This is a genomic window from Melissospora conviva (genome assembly GCF_049523535.1).
GTDB classification, from domain to species: Bacteria; Actinomycetota; Actinomycetes; order Mycobacteriales; family Micromonosporaceae; genus Melissospora; species Melissospora conviva.
Genome location: NZ_JBLLDT010000009.1, coordinates 1 through 19,051, shown reverse-complemented (window position 1 = coordinate 19,051; position 19,051 = coordinate 1). Strand labels below are relative to the sequence as shown.

At 73.0% G+C, this 19,051-nt stretch carries 17 protein-coding genes and 1 pseudogene; 11 read left to right on the top strand and 7 right to left on the bottom strand.

The genetic code is table 11. From position 1 onward, the window contains the following. Window positions 1–48: 48 nt before the first annotated feature. Both ACK8GG_RS18685 and ACK8GG_RS18680 read left to right on the top strand, forming a co-directional pair. Window positions 49–1,761 (top strand): CDP-glycerol glycerophosphotransferase family protein, encoded by a 1,713-nt coding sequence (locus ACK8GG_RS18685; protein WP_440353145.1) that lies wholly within the window; start codon window positions 49–51, stop codon window positions 1,759–1,761. A 281-nt stretch (window positions 1,762–2,042) separates the two neighbouring features. Next, entirely contained in the window at window positions 2,043–2,237 is a 195-nt protein-coding gene (locus tag ACK8GG_RS18680; protein WP_440350900.1) for a CsbD family protein, read from the top strand. A 111-nt stretch (window positions 2,238–2,348) separates the two neighbouring features. Here ACK8GG_RS18680 and ACK8GG_RS18675 read toward each other — a convergent pair whose 3' ends face one another. Next, window positions 2,349–2,930, bottom strand: coding sequence for a histidine phosphatase family protein (locus ACK8GG_RS18675; RefSeq protein WP_440350901.1), 582 nt, complete (start codon window positions 2,928–2,930; stop codon window positions 2,349–2,351). Window positions 2,931–3,007: 77 nt separating this feature from the next. Then, on the bottom strand, window positions 3,008–4,441 hold the full coding sequence (locus tag ACK8GG_RS18670) for a KamA family radical SAM protein (RefSeq protein WP_440353144.1): 1,434 nt from the start codon (window positions 4,439–4,441) through the stop codon (window positions 3,008–3,010). 134 nt (window positions 4,442–4,575) lie between these two features. On the opposite strand from ACK8GG_RS18670, the gene kdd reads away from it, so the two are divergent. From kdd to ACK8GG_RS18625, 9 genes are all read left to right on the top strand, one after another. After that, complete coding sequence (gene kdd / locus ACK8GG_RS18665) at window positions 4,576–5,619, top strand: L-erythro-3,5-diaminohexanoate dehydrogenase (RefSeq protein WP_440356893.1); 1,044 nt, start codon at window positions 4,576–4,578, stop codon at window positions 5,617–5,619. Window positions 5,620–5,623: 4 nt separating this feature from the next. Then, on the top strand, window positions 5,624–7,201 hold the full coding sequence (locus tag ACK8GG_RS18660) for an amidohydrolase (protein WP_440353142.1): 1,578 nt from the start codon (window positions 5,624–5,626) through the stop codon (window positions 7,199–7,201). Continuing rightward, window positions 7,198–8,760, top strand: a complete 1,563-nt coding sequence (gene kamD, locus ACK8GG_RS18655) for a lysine 5,6-aminomutase subunit alpha (RefSeq protein WP_440353141.1) — start codon at window positions 7,198–7,200, stop codon at window positions 8,758–8,760. Before ACK8GG_RS18660 ends, kamD begins: the two co-directional genes overlap by 4 nt. Beyond that, complete coding sequence (gene kamE / locus ACK8GG_RS18650; RefSeq protein ID WP_440353140.1) at window positions 8,757–9,503, top strand: lysine 5,6-aminomutase subunit beta; 747 nt, start codon at window positions 8,757–8,759, stop codon at window positions 9,501–9,503. Before kamD ends, kamE begins: the two co-directional genes overlap by 4 nt. Beyond that, a complete protein-coding gene (kal, locus tag ACK8GG_RS18645; RefSeq protein ID WP_440350907.1) occupies window positions 9,500–9,895 on the top strand; it encodes a 3-aminobutyryl-CoA ammonia lyase in 396 nt (131 codons plus the stop codon). The genes kamE and kal overlap by 4 nt, the downstream gene beginning before the upstream one ends. After that, window positions 9,892–11,244: a glutamate mutase L gene (locus tag ACK8GG_RS18640; protein ID WP_440353139.1), complete on the top strand. Its 1,353-nt coding sequence runs from the start codon at window positions 9,892–9,894 to the stop codon at window positions 11,242–11,244. The genes kal and ACK8GG_RS18640 overlap by 4 nt, the downstream gene beginning before the upstream one ends. Before the next feature lie 528 nt (window positions 11,245–11,772). Continuing rightward, window positions 11,773–13,353, top strand: coding sequence for an apolipoprotein N-acyltransferase (gene lnt / locus ACK8GG_RS18635; protein ID WP_440353359.1), 1,581 nt, complete (start codon window positions 11,773–11,775; stop codon window positions 13,351–13,353). Then, a complete protein-coding gene (locus ACK8GG_RS18630) occupies window positions 13,350–14,162 on the top strand; it encodes a polyprenol monophosphomannose synthase (protein WP_440353138.1) in 813 nt (270 codons plus the stop codon). The genes lnt and ACK8GG_RS18630 overlap by 4 nt, the downstream gene beginning before the upstream one ends. 49 nt (window positions 14,163–14,211) lie before the next feature. Beyond that, window positions 14,212–14,757 carry an FxsA family protein gene (locus ACK8GG_RS18625; protein ID WP_440353137.1) on the top strand — a complete coding sequence of 182 codons (546 nt, stop codon included), beginning with the start codon at window positions 14,212–14,214 and terminating at the stop codon, window positions 14,755–14,757. A 65-nt stretch (window positions 14,758–14,822) separates the two neighbouring features. Here the strand turns inward: ACK8GG_RS18625 and ACK8GG_RS18620 are convergent, their stop codons facing one another. The 5 genes and pseudogenes from ACK8GG_RS18620 to ACK8GG_RS18600 all read right to left on the bottom strand — a co-directional run. Then, the gene (locus ACK8GG_RS18620; protein WP_440350911.1) at window positions 14,823–15,164 is read right to left on the bottom strand and encodes an RNA polymerase-binding protein RbpA; all 342 of its coding nucleotides are present in this window, start codon (window positions 15,162–15,164) and stop codon (window positions 14,823–14,825) included. Window positions 15,165–15,415: 251 nt separating this feature from the next. Beyond that, complete coding sequence (locus ACK8GG_RS18615; RefSeq protein WP_440356892.1) at window positions 15,416–16,534, bottom strand: coiled-coil domain-containing protein; 1,119 nt, start codon at window positions 16,532–16,534, stop codon at window positions 15,416–15,418. Window positions 16,535–16,588: 54 nt separating this feature from the next. Next, window positions 16,589–17,722: a hypothetical protein gene (locus tag ACK8GG_RS18610; RefSeq protein WP_440353135.1), complete on the bottom strand. Its 1,134-nt coding sequence runs from the start codon at window positions 17,720–17,722 to the stop codon at window positions 16,589–16,591. A gap of 127 nt (window positions 17,723–17,849) precedes the next feature. Next, complete coding sequence (locus ACK8GG_RS18605; RefSeq protein WP_440353134.1) at window positions 17,850–18,494, bottom strand: LysE family translocator; 645 nt, start codon at window positions 18,492–18,494, stop codon at window positions 17,850–17,852. Window positions 18,495–18,581: 87 nt separating this feature from the next. Next, window positions 18,582–18,920, bottom strand: a pseudogene (locus tag ACK8GG_RS18600) (pentapeptide repeat-containing protein); the annotation flags it as partial. Window positions 18,921–19,051 lie beyond the last annotated feature (131 nt).

Sequence of the window (19,051 nt, the reverse complement as noted above, 5' to 3'; positions counted from 1 at the left end):
CGCTGATCGGCGCGTACCGCGACGACGCAGCACACTGGGGGTCCGACGATGACGACGGCGACGGCCGACAAAACCAGCGGCGGCATCGCCGGACTGGTGCGCTTCATGACGGCAGCGAAGGCGCCCACGCTGCCGATCAATCTGAGCGCCGTCGTGGGCGCACTCGTGGCGGTCATCACCCAGTCGGTGGCCTGGTCGCTGCCGTTCATGCTCATCGCGCTGCTCCTGCTGGCGTGGCAGTGGCGCGGGGCGAAGGCCGGACAGGTCGAAATCGGCACACTGGTCGTTCCCCGGGTGGCGATCCTGCTCGCGCTCGCCGTGCTCGCCCTGGCGCGGGACACCTCCGACGCGGCGCTGCTGGCCGCCGTGGTCCTCGCCGTGCTGGCGACGACCCTCGAGCCGACGCTGGCGGCGGTCGCGCGCGCCGGGTACCCGGTCACCTCCAACCTGCCCGGGCTGCGGACATCCCCGGGCCGTATCCGGCTGATGCCCTGGGTGCCGCCGATCAACGGCGCGGTGGTGGCGGTGGTCCTGATCGCCGCGCTGACGCCGCTGCCGGGTTGGCCCGCGCTCGTCGCCGCGCTGGGAGGCCTGGCGGCTCTGGCGGTGGCGGGACTGCGAGGCCTGCAGACGGCGCTTGCGCGGCGCCGCGCCGAAGGCAAGTTGCGCAGCGCCCTGACCTCCTACGAGCCGGTCTTTGCGGTGTACTGGCAGGCGGCGGCGGGGACGTCGTACCAGCTGGGCATGTGGCTGCCCTACCTGGAGCGGCTCGGCAAGCCTTTCATTGTGGTGGTCCGCACCCGGGTCAACTTCGACGAGGCGGTGGCCCTGACGACCGCCCCGGTGGTGCTGCGGACGGCCTTGACGGACCTGGACGACGTGATCGTGCCGTCGCTCAAGACCGTCTTCTACATGAACAACGCCATCCGCAACTGCCACATGGTGCGGTACGAGCACCTGACCCACATCCAGCTCAACCACGGCGACAGCGACAAGGCGCCGAGCTACAACCCGGTCTTCCGGATGTACGACAAGAACTTCGTCGCCGGGCAGGCTGCCGTCGACCGCTTCGCCGCGAACGGCGTGAGCATGCCGGCCGAGATGTTCGCGATTGTCGGACGGCCGCAGGTCGAGGGCATCACCCTCGCCCGGGGACCGATCTCCGCTCTCGCCGACCCGACCGTGCTCTACGCGCCGACGTGGGCCGGTTTCCACGCCGATTCCAACTACTGCTCCCTGCCGGTCGGGTACGACATCATCAAGGCGCTGCTGGCCCGTGGCGCCACGATCGTTTTCCGGCCGCACCCGTACGCGGCGAACTCGCCGGTGTTGGCGCGGGAGTGCGACCGGATCCGTGGGCTCCTCGCCGAGGACCGCAAGAGCACGGGGCGCGCGCACCGGTTCGGGACGGAAGCGGAGAAGACGATGTCCGTTACCGACTGCTTCAATGTCTCCGACGCCATGGTCTCGGACGTCTCCAGCGTGGTGGCCGACTACCTCTACTCGGAGAAGCCGTTCGCGATGGTCTCGGTGCTGACCTCCGCCGCGGACTTCCCGAAGGAGTTCCCGCTGGCCCGGGCCTCCTATGTGATCGATGCGCACCGCAAGCGCCTGCAGGGCCTGGACGCCTCGCTGGACGAGATGCTCGGATCCGACCCGCTCGCCGAGACCCGGCGGAGCCTGAAGCGGTACTACCTGGGGGACTTCCCGGCGGAGAGCTACGCCCAGCGCTTCGTCGACGAGGCGTCGCGCTACGTCTGAGCGGCTCCTGACGTGCTTCCCGATGGGGGAGCACGGCTCCTCATCACACGGCTACGGCCCCCACCGGTTTTGCGGTGGGGGCCGTAGCCGTTGACGTGTCGGTCGCTGCCCACGGCGGCCGACAGCCGGCGCCGGATTGGACCGGCCGCGCGGTGTCAATGAATGCCTGTGAACTAGCATCCTAGGATGCTATAGAGGGTGTAAACACCCTCACTGAATGTTTCTCTACGAGAAACAAGGGGCAACTTCTCCGGCAAGGCAGACGACGGAAGGAGCCGACAATGAGCTTCGCGGACAAGGCCAGGAACAAGGCCGAAGAGGCCGCCGGCGCGGCCAAGGAGGCTTACGGCCGGGTCAGCCACGACGAGCGGATCCGCACCGACGGTGCTGCTCAGCGCAGTGAGGCGAAGGCCAAGCAGGCGGGGGAGCACGTGAAGGACGCCGGACGCGACGTCAAGGACGTCTTCAAGGCCTGACCCGAGAACCACGACGCGGGCGCCACGAGAAACTCGTGGCGCCCGCGTCTGTGTATCCGCCACACCGTCCCGAGCGGTGCGGTACCCCGCGTCCGCCCTGGCGGGGGAACGTCAGGCCCCTTCCGGCACCGGCTGGTTCCAGCGCAGCAGCACCCGTTCGCCGTGTTCGTAGCCGAGCACGCAGACCCCGGCGGTGTCCAGGCGCAGCCTGCCTCCCGCCGCGGCCGGCAGCCCGATCCAGCGGGCACCCAGCACCCGCAGATTGTGTCCGTGGCCGAAGATCGCGACATCGCCGCCGTGCGACAGCCCTTCGGCCAGGGCCAGGCACCGGTCGACCCGGTCGCTGACCTCGGCCGGCGACTCACCACCGGGGCAGCCGTCGGTCCAGACGTCCCAGCCGGCCCGGCCTCGCCGGATCTCCGCGGTGGTCCTGCCCTCGTACTCGCCGTAGTCCCACTCGGTCAGCTCCGGCTCCACCCGGGTGACGGCGAGACCAGCGAGCTCCGCGGTGATCAGGGCCCGGCGGCGGGGGCTGCTGAGCACGGCAGCGTAGTGCCGGCCGCCGAGCGCGTCACCCAGCGCCGTCGCCTGCCGCCGTCCCCGCGCTGTCAGCTCGACCTCGGTGTGCGAGGTGTGCCAGTGCGCCGCGCTCCACGCCGTCTCGCCGTGCCGGATCAACAGCAGATCGCCCATGGCCTCCAGTCAACAGCAGCGGCGGCCGGGATGCCTTCGCATCCGCGGCCGCCGCTGCTGTCACTACCGGTGGAGTGTCACGCCGGGTCGAGCTGGTGTTCGTCCCACCACTGCCGGCCCGTCTCCGGCAGCGTGTCGATCGGGTCGTAGTAGGCGTAGCGCTTCTGCAACGCCTCCAGGTCGGCGGCCTCGATGGAGGTGCGGTAGTTCTTCGTCCAGTACGAGATGCCGCGCTCACGGTCGTACTCGGTGAGCATGTGCACCCAGCGCTTGCCGACGAACGGCACGTCGCAGACGATGCGCGGCGTGGCGTACCCGGGCAGGTAGCCCATGATGTCGTGCTGCAGTTGCTGGGCGTGCCAGACCGGCACCCGCCAGTGCTCGGCGTTGGGGATCATGTCGCACATGTAGAAGTAGTACGGCAGGATTCCCGTCTCGCCCTGCAGCGCGAAGCAGAGGTCCAGCAGCTCCGGCGCGGTGGCGTTGACCCCGCGCATCAGCACGCCCTGGTTGCGGACGTCGCGCACGCCGACGTCGAGCGCGGTCTGGGCGGCCCTGGCGACCAGCGGGGTGAGCGACTGCGCATGGTTGACGTGGGTGTGGATGGCGAGGTTGACGCCGCGGCGGCCGGCGGTGCGGGCGACCCGCTCCAGGCCCTCGACGACCTCCGGCTGCAGCCAGTGCTGGGGCAGCCCCATCAGGGCCTTGGTGGCGAGCCGGATGTCGCGGATGGTTTCGATCTCCAGCAGCCGCATCAGGTACGACTCGAGGTTGCGCCACGGCACGTTGGCCACGTCGCCGCCGGAGACAACCACGTCGCGTACGCCGGGGTGGGCCTTGAGGTAGGCGATGTGGGCGTCGTAGCGGTCGACGGGCTTGAGGGTGAGCTTGAGCTTCTCCACCGCGGGGGTGGAGTTGCCGACCAGGTCCATCCGGGTGCAGTGCCCGCAGTACTGCGGACAGGTGGAGAGCAGCTCGGCGAGCACCTTGGTGGGGTAGCGGTGGGTGAGGCCTTCGGCGACCCACATGTCGTGCTCGTGCAGGGAGTCCCGGCTGGCGTAGGGGTGTGAGGGCCAGTCGGTGCGCCGGTCGGAGGCGACGGGGATCATGTACCGGCGGATCGGGTCGGCGAGCAGCGCGTCGGTGCTCATCGGCGCGAACGGCACCATGGTGTTGATCATCTGCGGCGGCACCAGCATGGACATGGTGGCGGTGGCGGCCTGGTCGGCGGCGAGGTCGTCGTAGAAGCGTTCGTCGACGGTGTCGCCGAGCACGGCGCGCAGCTGCTTGATGTTCTTGACGCAGTTGACGCGTTGCCACTGGGCGGATTCCCACTGGTCGCGGGTGACGTCGCGCCAGCCGGGGAAGCGGGTCCAGTCGGGTTCGACCAGTGGCTTGCGGCGGTACTCGTACGGCTGCTCGCCGGCGGCGGCCGGCTGCTGCGCGTCGGTTGCGGGGGCGGGGTCGGTGCGGGGCGCGGGGGCGGTGCGCACCGAGGGTGTCGGGGTCACGGGGGCCTCCTGCGTGCCGGTCGACGACGGGGATGAATACTGGAAAATATTCGGCAGGAACATTAGTCTGCCGTAAGTTTTCCCGCAATGCGAGCCAGCAATGGCGGCACGTGCGGGGACGGAGGAGGAGTGCGATGACGTCGTCGGTGGGATTGCACCGGGTTGTCGAACCGGCCGGGGTGCTGCCGCAGGCCGCCTGGCGCCTCGATGCCGATCCGCGGATCGGCGCCGACGAGGTGCGTATCCGCGTCGAGCGGCTGAATCTCGACGCGGCGAGTTTCCGGCAGTTGTCGCAGCGCCACGACGGTGACGGCGCGGCGGTCCGCGCCGAGGTGCTGGAGATCATCGGGGCCCGGGGCAAGATGCAGAATCCGGTGACCGGATCCGGTGGCATGCTCATCGGCACGGTGGAGGAGGCCGGCCCGGCCTCGCCCCTGGGGCTCAAGGCCGGCGACCGGGTGGCGACCCTGGTGTCGCTGACCCTGACCCCGCTGGCCGTCACCGACGGCCTGTCCCGGTGGGACGGTCTCGGCGAGCAGGTGCCCTGCGACGGCCACGCGATCCTGTTCGCCCGTTCCATCGCCGCGGTGCTCCCCGACGACCTGGATCCGGAGCTGGCGCTGGCGGTGCTGGACGTCTGCGGCGCCCCGGCGCTGACCGAGCGGGTGGTGCGCGACCGGCGTGCGGCCGGCGGCGAGGTGACGGTGGCGGTGATCGGCGGGGCGGGCAAGAGCGGTTCGCTGGCGCTGGCGGCCGCGCGGCAGGCCGGTGCGGCTCGTACGGTCGGTGTGGTGCCGGTGGCGGCCGAGCGGGACCGGCTGCTGGCGGCCGGGCTGGCCGACGAGGTGGCGCTGGCCGACGCCCGGGACCCGGTGGGGCTGTCGACGGCGGTGACGCGGGCGCTGGGCGGGCCGGCGGACGTGACGGTTGTCTGCGTGGACGTGCCCGGCTGCGAGCACGGGGCGATCCTGTCGACCGCCGACGGCGGCACTGTCGTGTTCTTCTCGATGGCGACGAGTTTCGCGGCGGCGGCGCTGGGCGCGGAGGGGCTTGCCGCGGACGTGACGATGCTGGTCGGCAACGGCTACGTGCCGGGTCACGCGGAGCTGGCGTTGCGGCTGCTGCGGGAGCAGACCGGGGTGCGGGCCCTGTTCGAGTCGCGGCTGGCGGCAGACTGATCCCATGACGAACGCCTCGACGTTGTACCGCGGTGGTGTGCTGCACTGTCCGGCCGATCCGAGCGCCACGGCGATGCTGGTCTCCGGTGGGCGCATCGCCTGGCTGGGGCCGGACGCCGACGCGCCGGCGGCCGACCGGGTGGTGGAGCTGGGTGGCGCGCTGGTGACGCCGGCTTTTGTCGACGCGCACGTGCACGCCACCGACACCGGGCTGGCGTTGTCGGGGCTTGACCTGTCGGGGGTGCGGTCGGCGGCGGAGCTGGGTGCGGCGGTGGCCGCGTTCGCCGAGCGGTTGCCGGCGGAGGCGGTGGTGCTGGGGCACGGCTGGGACGAGTCGCGCTGGGCGCGGCCGGTGCCGCCGGACGCGGCGGAGCTGGGCCGGGCGGCGGGTGGACGGCGGGTGTATCTGTCGCAGGCGTCGATGCATTCGGCGCTGGTGTCGCAGGCGTTGCTGGCGGCGGCGCCGCAGGTTGCCGCCGCTGACGGTTTCGACGCGTCGGGCTGGCTGCGTCGCGACGCCCATCATGTGGTGCGGGCGGTGGCGATGGGTTCGGTGCCGTTGTCGCAGCGGCGGCAGTTGCAGCGGCGGGCGCTGGCGCACGCGGCGTCGGTGGGGATCGCTTCGGTGCACGAGTGCGGCGGCCCCACGATCTCCAGCGAGGAGGATTTCACCTCGTTGCTGGCGCTTTCCGGTGACGGGGTGGCGGAGGTGTACGGCTACTGGGGTGAGCTGCTGGGGGCGGCGAAGGCCCGGGATCTGGGGGCGGTCGGCGCCGGTGGTGATCTTTTCGCGGACGGGGCGCTGGGTGCGCGTACGGCGCGGGTGTCGCAGCCGTACGCCGACGGCGCCGCGGGGGAGTGCGGGCACGGTTATCTGAGCGCGGAGCAGGTCCGGGATCATCTGCTGGACTGCGCGGAGCACGGGATGCAGGGCGGGTTCCACGCGATCGGGGACGCGGCGATCGCGGCGGTGCTGGCGGGTTTCGCCGGTGCGGCGGCGGTGCTGGGCACCGATCGGGTGCGCGCGGCGGGGCATCGCGTCGAGCACGCCGAGATCATGGACCGGGCGTTGATCGCCGGGTTCGTGGAGTTCGGGGTGGTCGCGAGCATGCAGCCGGCGTTCGACCGGCTCTGGGGTGGCGAGCGGGGCATGTACGCGGCGCGGTTGGGCGCGCAGCGGGCGCTGGCGGCGAATCCGATGGGCGCGATGCACGGGGTCGGGGTGACGTTGGCATTCGGTTCGGATTCGCCGGTGACGCCGCTGGATCCGTGGGGGTCGGTGCGGGCGGCGGTCCAGCATTTCAATCCGGCGCAGCGCATGACGGTGGCGGCGGCGTTCGCCGCGCACACCCGGGGCGGCTGGCGGGCGTTGCCGGGTTCGCATCCCGCGGAGGGGGTGCTGGCGCCGGGGGCGCCGGCGACGTTTGCGGTGTGGGACAGCCCGGCGGGGGTGCGCCGTGGTCTGCCGGTGCTGACGGCGGCGGATCCGGAGTTGTGGGGGCCGCAGGATCCGACGCCGTTGCCGGTGTGCCGGGCCACGGTGCTGCGCGGTGCGGTCATTTTCGAGGAAGGACTTCTGTGAGCGGAAAGCTGGATCTGGATCCGGGGTTGGTGACGCGGGCGCGGCAGTTGGCGCGCCGGGCGGGGCAGCCGGTGGTGGATCTGGCCCGCAGCCACACGACGGTGTCGGTGGAGCGGGCGGTGTTGCGGCTGGCCGGGGTGGCCGGCGCCGATCCGGACGGCATTCCGTGGGTGAACCGGCTGGTCGACGCGGTGGTGGCCGATGTGGGCCTGGGGCAGGGCGTGGCGTTGCCGGTTTTCGATGCGATGGCCCGTGAGCAGGTCGCCGATGTGACGCTGCTGGCGCAGCAGGCGGCGGCGGGGGCGGTGCGGTTCCAGCGTCCGGCTGGCCGGGCGGCGACGGCGGCGCGCCGGGCGGCGTTGTCGGCGGTGCGCCGGGGCATCCGGCAGGTGGACCGGCGCCGCGTCGAGCGGGAGCGGCTGGTGAAGCGGCTGGGGGATCCGCCGCAGCGGCCGTGGATCTATCTGATCGTGGCCACCGGTGACATCTATGAGGACATTCCGCAGGCGCAGGCGGCGGCGCGGGCCGGCGCGGATGTGATCGCGGTGATCCGGTCGACGGGGCAGTCTCTGCTGGATTATGTGCCCGAGGGTGCGACCCGGGAGGGTTTCGCCGGCACGTACGCCACGCAGGAGAACTTCCGGCTGATGCGCGCGGCGCTGGACGAGGTGTCGAAGGAGCTGGGCCGGTACGTGCGGCTGACCAACTACGCCTCCGGGTTGTGCATGCCGGAGATGGCGACGCTGGCCGGGCTGGAGCGGCTGGACATGATGCTCAACGACTCCATGTACGGGATTCTGTTCCGTGACATCAACCCGATCCGCACCTTTGTCGATCAGCGGTTCTCGCGGCAGATGCACGCCCGCGCCGGGATCATCATCAACACCGGTGAGGACAACTACCTGACCACCGCCGACGCGGTCGACGAGGCGCACACGGTGACGGTGTCGCAGCTGCTCAACGAGTTCTTCGCCCACGAGGCGGGGCTGCCGGACGCGCTGCTGGGGCTGGGACACGCGTTCGAGATCAACCCGGAGGTGCCGCAGTCGCTGCGGCTGGAGCTGGCGCATGCGCTGCTTGCCCGGGAGCTCTTCCCGGACGCGCCGCTGAAGTGGATGCCGCCGACGAAGCACATGACCGGTGACGTGTTCCGCGGCAACCTGCTCGACGGCTTCTTCAACCTGGTGGGGGCGATGACCGGTCAGGGGATCCTGCTGGTGGGGATGATGACCGAGGCGGTGGTGACGCCGTGGCTCAGCGACCGCGACATCGCCCTGCAGAATGTCCGTTACGTGCTGGGGGCGGCCGGCGGGCTGGGCGAGGATTTCCGGCCGCCGCCGGGCGGGTTCATCCAGCAGCGCGCCCATCAGGTCCTCGGCGAGGCGGTGACGCTGCTGGAGCGCATCGCCGACGACACGCTGCTGCAGGCGATCGCCGAGGGGACGTTCGGCATCATGAAACGCCCCGCGGACCGCGGCAAGGGCCTGGAGGGGGTGGCCGCCCACGAGGACGGTTACTTCAACCCGGCGACCGAGCTGCTCGAGGCGGTGCCGGCATGAGCGGGCCGTTCGTGCGGCCGTACGGCGACACCACCGGCGACGGGATGGTGCAGATGTCGTTCACCCTGCCGGTGCCGCACGACAAGCGGGCCGAGGGGGCGGCGCTGCAGCTGGCGGCGAAGATGGGCATGGATCCGGCGATGCTGGTGCACGCCAAGCCGATCGGGGAGGGGTTCACCTTCTTCGTCGTCTACGGCCGGGTCAACCACCTGGTGGACCTGTCGCAGGTGGAGGTGGTGGAGCGGGACTTCCCGCTGCTGTCGGCCAAGGAGGTCAACACCGCCGTCAAGCGGGGCCTGCGCCGCAAACTGTCGGTGGTGGGGGCGTGCATCGGCACCGACGCGCACACCGTGGGCATCGACGCGATCCTCAACGTCAAGGGCATCGCCGGCGAGAAGGGCCTGGAGTACTACCGGGAGTTGAAGGTCACCAACCTGGGCGCGCAGGTCAGCGTACCGGAGCTGGTGGAGGCGGCCCGGCGGGAACGCGCCGACGCGGTGCTGGTGTCGCAGGTGGTGACCCAGCGCGACGCGCACCTGCACAACACCCGGGAGATGTCGGCGGCGTTCCGGGAGGCGATGCCCGCCGGGCGGCGGCCGCTGCTGATCGTCGGCGGTCCCCGGTTCGACGAGAAGATGACCGGCGAGCTGGGGGTCGACCGCATCTTCGGTCGCGGCACCACCCCCGCGGAGGTCGCCAGCTACCTGGTCCACGCGCTGATCACACAGAAGGCGAAGGCATGAGCACCGACGAACGCATCGGATCGACCGTCACCCACCGGCGGTATGTGCCGTACTCCCACGCCCACTACGCCGGCGACCTGGTCGACGGGGCGTACGTGCTGGGGTTGTTCGGTGATGTCGCCACCGAGCTGTGCATCCGCACCGACGGCGACGAGGGGCTGTTCGCCGCCTACTCGGATGTGCAGTTCCGCGGGCCGGTGCGGGCCGGGGACGTGCTGGAGGTGACGGCGACGCTGGAGCGGGCCGGCACCCGCAGCCGCGGCATGCGGTTCGAGGCGCGGGTGGTGTGCCGGGGCCGGCCGGACCGGGGCGAGTCCGCCGCCGAGGTGTGCGACCCGCCGCTGGTGGCGGTCACCGCGGCCGGCACGGTGGTCGTCCCGCCGGCGCGGTGAGCCGCTACGCGGTCTGCGCCGACGTCGGTTCCACCTGGACGAAGGCGGCGGTGGTGGCGCTGGCCGACGGGGCTCTGGTGGGCGCCGCGGCGACCCCGACGACGGCCGGCACCGACGTGCTGCACGGCCTGGACGCCGCCGTGGCCACGGCCACCGCGCACCTCGGCGCCGCCGCCGCACGCGCGCCCCGCTACGTCTGCTCCTCGGCCGGTGGTGGGCTGCGGCTGGCCGTGGTGGGACACGAACGGCTGGTCACCGCGCAGGCCGGCGAGCGGGTCGGGTTGTCGGCGGGCGCCCGGGTGGTGCGCGTCGACGCCGGCCGCCTCGACGGCGCCGGGGTGCGGGACCTGCGGGCCGCCCGCCCGGATGTGGTGCTGCTGGTCGGCGGCACCGACGGCGGGGACGCCGAGACGATCACCCACAACGCCACCCGGCTGGCGCGGGCCCGCTGGCGGGTGCCGGTGGTGCTGGCCGGCAACGCCGACGTCCGCGCCGAGCTGACCGCGCTGCTCGCCGCCGCGGGTGTGCCGGTGACGGCGGCCGACAATGTGCTGCCCCGCATCGGGGTGCTGGCGCCCGTGCCGGCGCGTACGGCGATCCGGCAGGTGTTCCTGCGGCACGTCATCGGCGGCAAACGCCTGTCGCGGGGGCCGCGCTTCGCCGCCCTGGTACGGGCGGCGACGCCCGACGCGGTCCTCACCGGCGTGGAGACGCTCGCCGACACCCTCGGCGGCGACCTGGCGGTGGTCGACGTCGGCGGCGCCACCACCGACGTGTATTCGGTCCTGACGCCCGACGAGCGGGCCGACGGGCCCAGCCAGGAGGTGGCGGGCACCCTGTGGCGGGCCCGGACCGTAGAGGGCGATCTGGGGATGCGCTGGAGCGCCCCCGGTGTGGTCGCCGCGGCCGCGGCCGAACGTCTCCTGGCCCCCGGCGAGGAGACCACCCTGGGTGCGCTGGCGCGGACGCTGGCCGCGGAACCGCAGACGCTGGCCGCCGACGCGGCGGGCCGGGCGGCGGATCTGCGCATCGCCACCCTGGCGGCGACCGTGGCGCTGCGGCGCCACGCGCGCGGACCGGCCGCCGGCGAACGCCACGGACGTGATCTTCGCGACGTGCGGCTGTTGATCGGTTCCGGCGGGGTGCTGCGCCACGCCCCGCCCGGCGACGCGGCGACGCTGCTCGCCGCGGTGCTGACCGACCACGGCGGCGGCTGGGCGCTGCCCCGGGCCGCCCGGGCGGTTGTCGACACCGACTACGTGCTGGCCGCCGGTGGACTGCTCGCCGAGGAGCATCCGGCGGCCGCGCGGGCGCTGCTGCGGCGGCAGTTCACCCCGCAGGCCGGCTGAGGGCGGGCACCCGTACGCCCGCCGGCGGCGACACGCCGTGGGGAACTGCACGACAGGCCGGGGCAGTTGACAGGCACCCCCGGTCACCACGTACCGTCTTTGAGTCCTACCACGGGAGGCGGCTGTTGTTCGCTTCGTCCCTTCGTCCGCTGGCCGAGTGGCGGTTTCTACGCCACAACGGCCAGGTCCAGCGGGCGGGGGTCGGCGGGGCGGCGCGAACCGGCCGCGAAATACCGGTGCAGGGGTGCAGGTTCGGGCACGGCCAGTAGACAACGGGTGGACGGGGACAGCCAGTCCGCGTCCGGTCGGTCCGAAGGTCGTCGCACGAACATGCATCGCACCGGCCGGGGAGGGCCTGGGAGCATCGGGGCGTGACCACAGGTCACGCCCCGATTTCTGTCTCCGCCGGCGCCGCAGTGGCCCCGCTCGGCACCGCGGGCTCACGCCGGTAGCCTTCGGCGGGTGACGACCCAGGTGCAGACCACCGCCGCGCAGCCGCCTTCGGTCACCGGCCCGCCGGGCAGCCCGATGCCGCTGTGGGCGGCGCTGCTCGCCGCCCCGGCCGCCGGAGTGGCGATGCTGCTGGCCTTCCCCCCGTACGGCTGGTGGCCGCTGGCCCCGATCGGGGTGGCGTTGCTGGCTGCGGCGGTGCACCGCCGCCGGCTGCGCGCCGGCCTGGGACTGGGGCTGCTCACCGGGCTGACGTTCTTCCTGCCGCTGCTGAGCTGGACCAACCTGGAGGTCGGGAACCTGCCGTGGCTGCTGCTGGGCGGTTTCGAAGCCTGCTACCTGGCGCTGATGGGTGCCGCGGCGGCGTGGGCGAGCCCGGTGGCCGACCGCTGGCGGGCGAGCTGGCCGGTGCTGACCGGGCTGCTGTGGGTCGCCCAGGAGACGCTGCGGTCCACGGTGCCGTTCGGCGGGTTCCCGTGGGGCCGGCTGGCGTTCAGCCAGGCCGACGGCCCGCTGGTGCGTTTCGCCGCGCTCGGCGGCGCGCCGCTGGTGACGTTCGCGGTGGCGCTGGTCGGCGGGCTGCTCGCCGCGGCCGCCTGGGCGGCGCTGCGGCACCGCTGGCGGCCGCTGACCGGGGCGTGGGCGGCGGTGATCGCCGTGGCCGCTGTCGCGCTGCTGGTGCCGGTGAGCTCCGGTGCTGTCACCGACGACCCGGTGGGCACCGACGGCGCGGTGACCGTGGCGATCGTGCAGGGCAACGTGCCCCGGCTGGGACTCGACTTCAACGCCCAGCGGCAGGCGGTGCTCGACAACCACGCCGACGCCACCGTCGAACTGGCCCGGCAGGTCGCCGCCGGCCAGGCCGCCCGTCCCGACCTGGTGGTGTGGCCGGAGAATTCCAGCGACATCGACCCGCTGCGCTACCCGGCCGCCGCGGCGCGCATCAGCGAAGCGGCCGACGCGGTGGGTGCGCCGATCCTCGTCGGCGCCGTGCTGTCCGGCCCGGGACCGGGTCAGGTCCGCAACGCCGGACTGCTCTGGCAGCCCGGCGGCGGCCCGGACCTGGACCAGCTCTACATCAAGCGCCGGCCGGTGCCGTTCGCCGAGTACGTCCCCTTCCGTGACCTCGCCCGGCTGGTCAGCAAGGAAGTCGACCGGGTCCGTTCCGACTTCGTCGCCGGCACCACACCGGGGGTGGTCGCGACCCCGGCGGTGACCATCGGCGACGTGATCTGCTTCGAGGTCGCCTACGACGACGTGGTCCGCGACACCGTCACCGGCGGCGGCCGGCTGATCGTGGTGCAGACCAACAACGCCACCTTCAACAACGCCGAGGCGCTGCAGCAGCTGGCAATGGTCCGGCTGCGGGCCGTCGAGCACGGTATGCCCGCCCTGATGGCCTCCACCGTCGGGGTGTCCGGGTTCGTCGACCGCGATGGGCGGGTAAGCGGCGCCACCGAGTTCTTCACCGAAGCGGTGGTGGTCCGGCAGGTACGCCCCGGCGACGGCACGACCGTCGCCACCCGGGTCGGCCAGTGGCCGGAGGCGGTGCTGGTGCTGCTGGCCGTGTCGGTGCTGGTCACGGCCGGCCTGCTGCGGCGATCCGCCCGGCAGGCGACGGGGGACGCCGGCAGCCCGGCAGAGACGGAGGAGCGGTGAGCGAACAGCGCAACGTCGACGACCCGACGGTGGGATGTCCCGGAGTGGGGCGGGTGCTGGTGGTCATCCCCACCTACAACGAGATCGACAACATCGGCGCGATCGTCACCCGCGTGCGGCATTCGGTGCCCCGCGCCGAGGTGCTCATCGCCGACGACAACAGCCCCGACGGCACGGGAGCGCTCGCCGACAACCTGGCCGCCGCCGACCGGCGGGTGCACGTGCTGCACCGCCCCGGCAAACAGGGCCTGGGAGCGGCGTACCTGGACGGGTTCGCCTGGGCCGCCCGCAACGGCTACGACGCGGTCGTGGAGATGGACGCCGACGGCTCCCACGCCCCGGAGGACCTGCCGGCGATGCTGACGGCCGCCCGGGACGCCGACGTGGTGCTCGGCTCCCGCTGGGCCCGCGGCGGACAGGTGGTCAACTGGCCGTTGCGGCGGCTGCTGCTCTCCCGCGCCGGCAACCTGTACGCGCGGCTGCTGCTGGGCATGCCCGTCTCCGACGCCACCGGCGGCTACCGGCTGTACCGCAGTGACGCCCTGGACCAGCTCGACCTGGAGTCGGTCTGCTCGCAGGGCTACTCGTTCCAGGTGGAACTGTGCCGGCTGGCGCACCGGGCGGGACTGCGGCTGGTGGAGGTGCCCATCACCTTCGCCGAGCGGGAACGCGGCGCCAGCAAGATGAGCCCGGCGATCATCCTGGAGGCGCTGTGGCGGATCACCGTCTGGGGGGTGCGCGACCGCATGTCGCCCCGGCGGGCCCACCGGGGCGTGGGCGCCCCCGCGGTCCAGGCCGGCCGGGCATAGCGCGGGGGCGTGTCATGCTTGGAGACACGCGGCAACCGAATGGGGTGACATGCGAGGCGCAATGAAGTGGGCACCGCCCGCGCTGGCGCTGACCGCGCTGGTGGAGATCGTGGTCTTCGTGGTGCTGGGCCGGGCGATCGGCTACGGCGCGACGATCCTGCTGATCTTCGCCGGTTCGCTGGCCGGTCTGCTGGTGCTGCGCCACGAGGGGGTACGCGCCTGGCGGCGTTTCCGGGCGGCCGCAGAGTCCGGGACACCACCGGGACGGCAGGTCACCGACGGGCTGATCGGGCTGGGCGCGGGCCTGCTGCTGGCCATGCCCGGTGTGGTCACCGGGGTGACCGGGCTGCTGCTGCTGATCCCGCCGCTGCGCGCCGGCGCCCGCGCGGGTGTGCAGCGCGCCACCGAACGCCGCATGCCGTCGATGGTCGCCGGGGACCTGTTCGGGCCCCGGCGGGTACGGGTGCGTCAGGGCACGCCACGCGCCGACACACCACCGCCCGCGGACGCCCCGCCGGCCGCCCAGAGCACGGCGGCACCGGCCGACCCGGCCGCGCCCGTGCTCGAAGGCGAAATCATCGAACCGCGGCGCTGAGCCACCGGACACGGAAACGCCCCCGCAGAACGCGGGGGCGTTTCGCTGTGTCTTGCGGGCCGGTGTCAGCCGCGGCCGCGGCGGGTGCGGATCTCCTGCAGCCGCTCGTCGAGGATCTCCTCGAGCTCGGCGATCGACCGGCGCTCCAGCAGCATGTCCCAGTGGGTACGCGGCGGCTTGGCCTTCTTCTGCTCCGGCTCATTGCCGTCGACCAGCCGCGCGACGCTGCCGTCGAACTTGCACTCCCACGTCGTGGGCACCTCGGCGTCGACGGCGAAAGGCACCTCGAACTGGTGGCCCTTGGCGCAGAGGAACTCGCGGGTCTGGCGTGGCGCGAGCTCCGTGTTGCGGTCGGACTCGTAACTCACTGCGCCCAGACGGCTGCCACGCAGCATGCGCTCGCCCATGATCGGCTTCCCCTCGTTGATGTCCTGGTCTCATCGTTACAACAGCGCCGACCGGGAGACGCATTCCCCACAGCGACGCACATCGCGCCAACGACGCTGATGACGCCCATCGCGTCACTGACGTGATGATGTTCATCGCGCCGGCAACGTGATGAAGCGTAGCCGCCGCAGTGGGCAGCCGCGCAGGGCAACCCGCGCGGCACACGGCAAGGTTACCCTCCGCCGGTCACCGGAGGTAACCGGCGGCGACCTCAGCGGGCAGCGCCCTCACCAGCCGCCGGACGGGCCGCGCTGAGGCCGGCCAGCGCCGCGGCCAGATCACTGACCTGCCCGGCGAGCTGCTCCGCGCGACGCTGCGCGGCGTCGCGCGCGGCCTGCGCTTCCTCGAACTGCCGGGCAAGCTCGGCCACCCGGGCCTGCGCCGCGGCCGCCTCGTCACGCAACCCGCGCAGCTGCCCGGCGACACTGTCACACTCGGCGCGCGCCGAAGCCGCGGCCGCCTCGGCGTCCCGGCGGGCCTGCTCGGCGGCGTCCCGGTCCCGCTGCGCCCGCGCCGCCGCCTCCACCGCCGCCTTGGCCTCCGCACGGGCCGCCTTGGCCTCGGCACGGTCCTGTTCCGCCTGCGCCGTCGCCGCCCGCTCCTGCGTCCGCGCCCGCTCGGCGGACTGCCCGGCCTCGGCCGCCGCCAACACCGCCCGGGCCGCCTCCGCCCGCGCGGCGTCCCGGTCCCGGACCACCTCCGCCAGCTGCCGGCGCTCGGCCGACTGCTGCTCCAGCACCACCGCCAACTGCGCCCGCACCGCGTCACGATCCTGCTCGGCCTGCGCGCGCATCGCCTGCGCCGTCCCGGCCGCCTGCCGGGCAGCGTCACGCTCACCGACGGCCACCGCGGCCCGCTCACCGGCCTGGGTCGCCTGCCGCACGGCGTCGGCGGCCTCGGCGCGGGCCGTGTCACGCTCGGCAACCGCCGCCTCGGCGGCCCGGCGGGCCTGCGCCGCTGCAGCGGCAGCGGTCTCAGCCGCCGTGCGCGCCTCGTCCCGTTCGGCCTGCGCGCCGGCGACCAGCGCAGCGGTCTCGGCGCGTACCTGCGCCAACTGCCGTTCCACCCCCACCGGCGACAACTCGGCGTGCAGCGCCTCGGTGAGGTTGCCGGTCAGCTGCTCGAGACGCTCCACGACCTCCCAGGTGCGGGCCACCTGCCCCGGCAACCCGGGTGAGTTGCGCTGACGCATGCGCACATTGCGCGACTCCCGCTGGCAGGCGCCGTCGTTGTCACGGCAGTAGCGGAACGGCCGTCCCGCGCCCACGCGCTGGGGGACAGGCCGGCCACAGTGCGCGCAGGGTCGCGTCTCAAGCGCCTCGGTCTCCATCGCAGGCGAATTCTAGGCCAGCGCGGCGACACCCGTGCCGGTGGAGCGGGACACTCAGCCGGCCTGGGTGACGATGTCGTTGAAGATCTTCAACACGGTGTCCTTGGTCTCCGGCGGCGACAGAGCAGCCACCCCGAGGTGCCACTGCTGGTCTCCCGTGCCGAAGAAGTGACTGGCGTCCACCATGTACAGGCCCTTGTCGTTGCGCGGATACTCCACATAGTGGGTGCGCTCACCGGAGGTCACCGCCTTGTCCGGGTCGTCGAGCCACTCGTCGCGCAGCTGCTTCTGCCGCGCCGCCGGGCAGCCGTCGGCGCACTGACTCAGCACCAGATCCACCCGCTGCCCGGACTGCCGGTTGCGCTCGTCGACGCAGCGCCAGATCCTGGCGTCGGGGAACGCGTCCGCCTCAGCGGCCATGCAACCCCACGAACCGGGCGTACGGAACGCGAACGGCCACCCGCGGAACGCCATCGTGTACGTGTCGTCGCCGGTGGCGAAGGACGGGCCGAGCACCGTCACCGGGTTCACCTGCCGCAGCAGCGGCTTGTCCGACGAATCCGGGTCCGGCGTACCGGTCCCGGCCGGCGCGCTCGGGCTCGGCGGCGCCGACGGGGCGGCCGTCACCGGCGCCGGGGAAGGACTCACCGGAGCCGCCACCTGGCCGGCCCCGCCATCGCGCAGGACCAGTACCAGCACCGCCGCCGACCCGAGCAGCACCGCCAGCACCACCATCCCCACCAGCGCGATCAACCCACCGCGGGACATGCCGCCGCCCGCCGGAGCCGGCGGCGCCCACGGCGCACCGCCCGGCGGCGGCGCCCAACCGGAAGCCGGCGCGGCCGGGGACGCCCAGCCCGGCGCCGCCGGGGCAGGGCGGCCGTCGAACGGCGCGGGGCCCGACACCTGATAGGACATCGTCTCCAACGCCCCACCGCCGGGCAGACCGTCGAGCGCCCGCTCGGCGCCCAACCGCCCCGGCGACTGATAACTGGCAGCCCACGGCTGCGCCGCGGACAGGTCGGCGGCGTGGATCGGCAACTGCCCGGGGTCGGAACTGTAGCTGCCCCGATTCACCGCCTCGGCGAACGCGCTGCGCACCGCATGGTCCGCACCGGCCTGGGCACGCAGCACCACGACCGTCACCGGCTGCCCGGTCATCTCCACACCGGTGTACAGCTCGGCCACCGAGTTGTGGCCAACCAGACGCAGGCCGCTGAACCGCTGATGAAGGTCCGCAGGCAGACCAGACGGGAGGGGAGGGTAAGTCACAGCGATCGACGCTACCGCACCCGCGCCAACCGCCCGGCGCAGCTCAGGCCAGAGCCGCCCGCGACCGGTCCGTCGCCAGACGCACCGCCAACCCCGCCAGAACAGTGCCCATCACCCAGCGCTGCGCCCGCAGCCAGCCCGGCCTGCGGGCGAAGAACACCGCCAGCGACGCCGCGCCGAACACGATCATCGCGTTGACCGACAACGCGATGACGATCTGCACCCCACCGAGAACCAGGCTCTGCACCGCCACCGAACCGCGGTCAGGGTCGACGAACTGCGGCAGCAGCGAAACGTACAGAACGGCGATCTTCGGGTTGAGCAGGTTGGTGACCAGCCCCATGGCGAACAACCGCCGCGGCGGGTCGACCGGCAGCGGTTTCGGGGCGAACGGCGTACTGCCCCCGGGTCGCAACGTCCGCCACGCCAGCCAACCCAGATACGCGGCGCCGGCGAGCTTCACGGCCGTGTACAACGCCGGCACCAGAACGAAAACGGCGGTGAGCCCGGCCACCGCGGCGACCAGATACACCCCGAACCCGGCGGCCACCCCGAGCAGCGACACCATCCCGGCCGCCCGCCCCTGAGTCACCGAACGGGACACCAGATACACCATGTTCGGTCCCGGAGTCAGCACCAGACCCAACGCCACCAGCACGATCCCGGCCACCGCGCTCCCACTGACCACAGTGGCCTCCCCGTCCCCGAACCCGCCCCGCAGGGCGCCGGCCCTCTCCGCAGGAGCCTGCGGCGTCAGCCTAGCGGCGACAGACCCTCATCGTCGCCGTCCGGCGCGCCCCGCAGCCCGCCCCGGCACGGCTCGCCCACCGGCAGGCCCGCGACGGCGGGCAGGCCGCTGCGCGCCCACAGACGGCCAGTGCGCAGGCCGGGCCACGGCCGCCGGCAGCCGCGTCGCGCCGTCACCGCGGGCAGCGTTGACCTGCGCCTGGGTCACGAACAGCGCCCCGCTCAGATCGGCACCGGCCAGGTTCGCGTCCCGCAGATCGGCACCGATCATGTCCGCGCCCCGCAAATCCGCACCACCCAGATCAGCGGCGATCAGATACGCCCCCCGCAGATCCGCCCCCCGCAGATCCGCGCCCGCGAGTTTCGCCGTTACCTCTCAGTGAGCTTTAGTGAGCACACGTTGGGTAGTCCCGCCTTGCGGTGGGACGGTCCCGGTCTGACCCGCCGCAGCGGTGCCGGGTAGACGCTTCACAGCCACCTGCCCGCGGATGCGGGTCT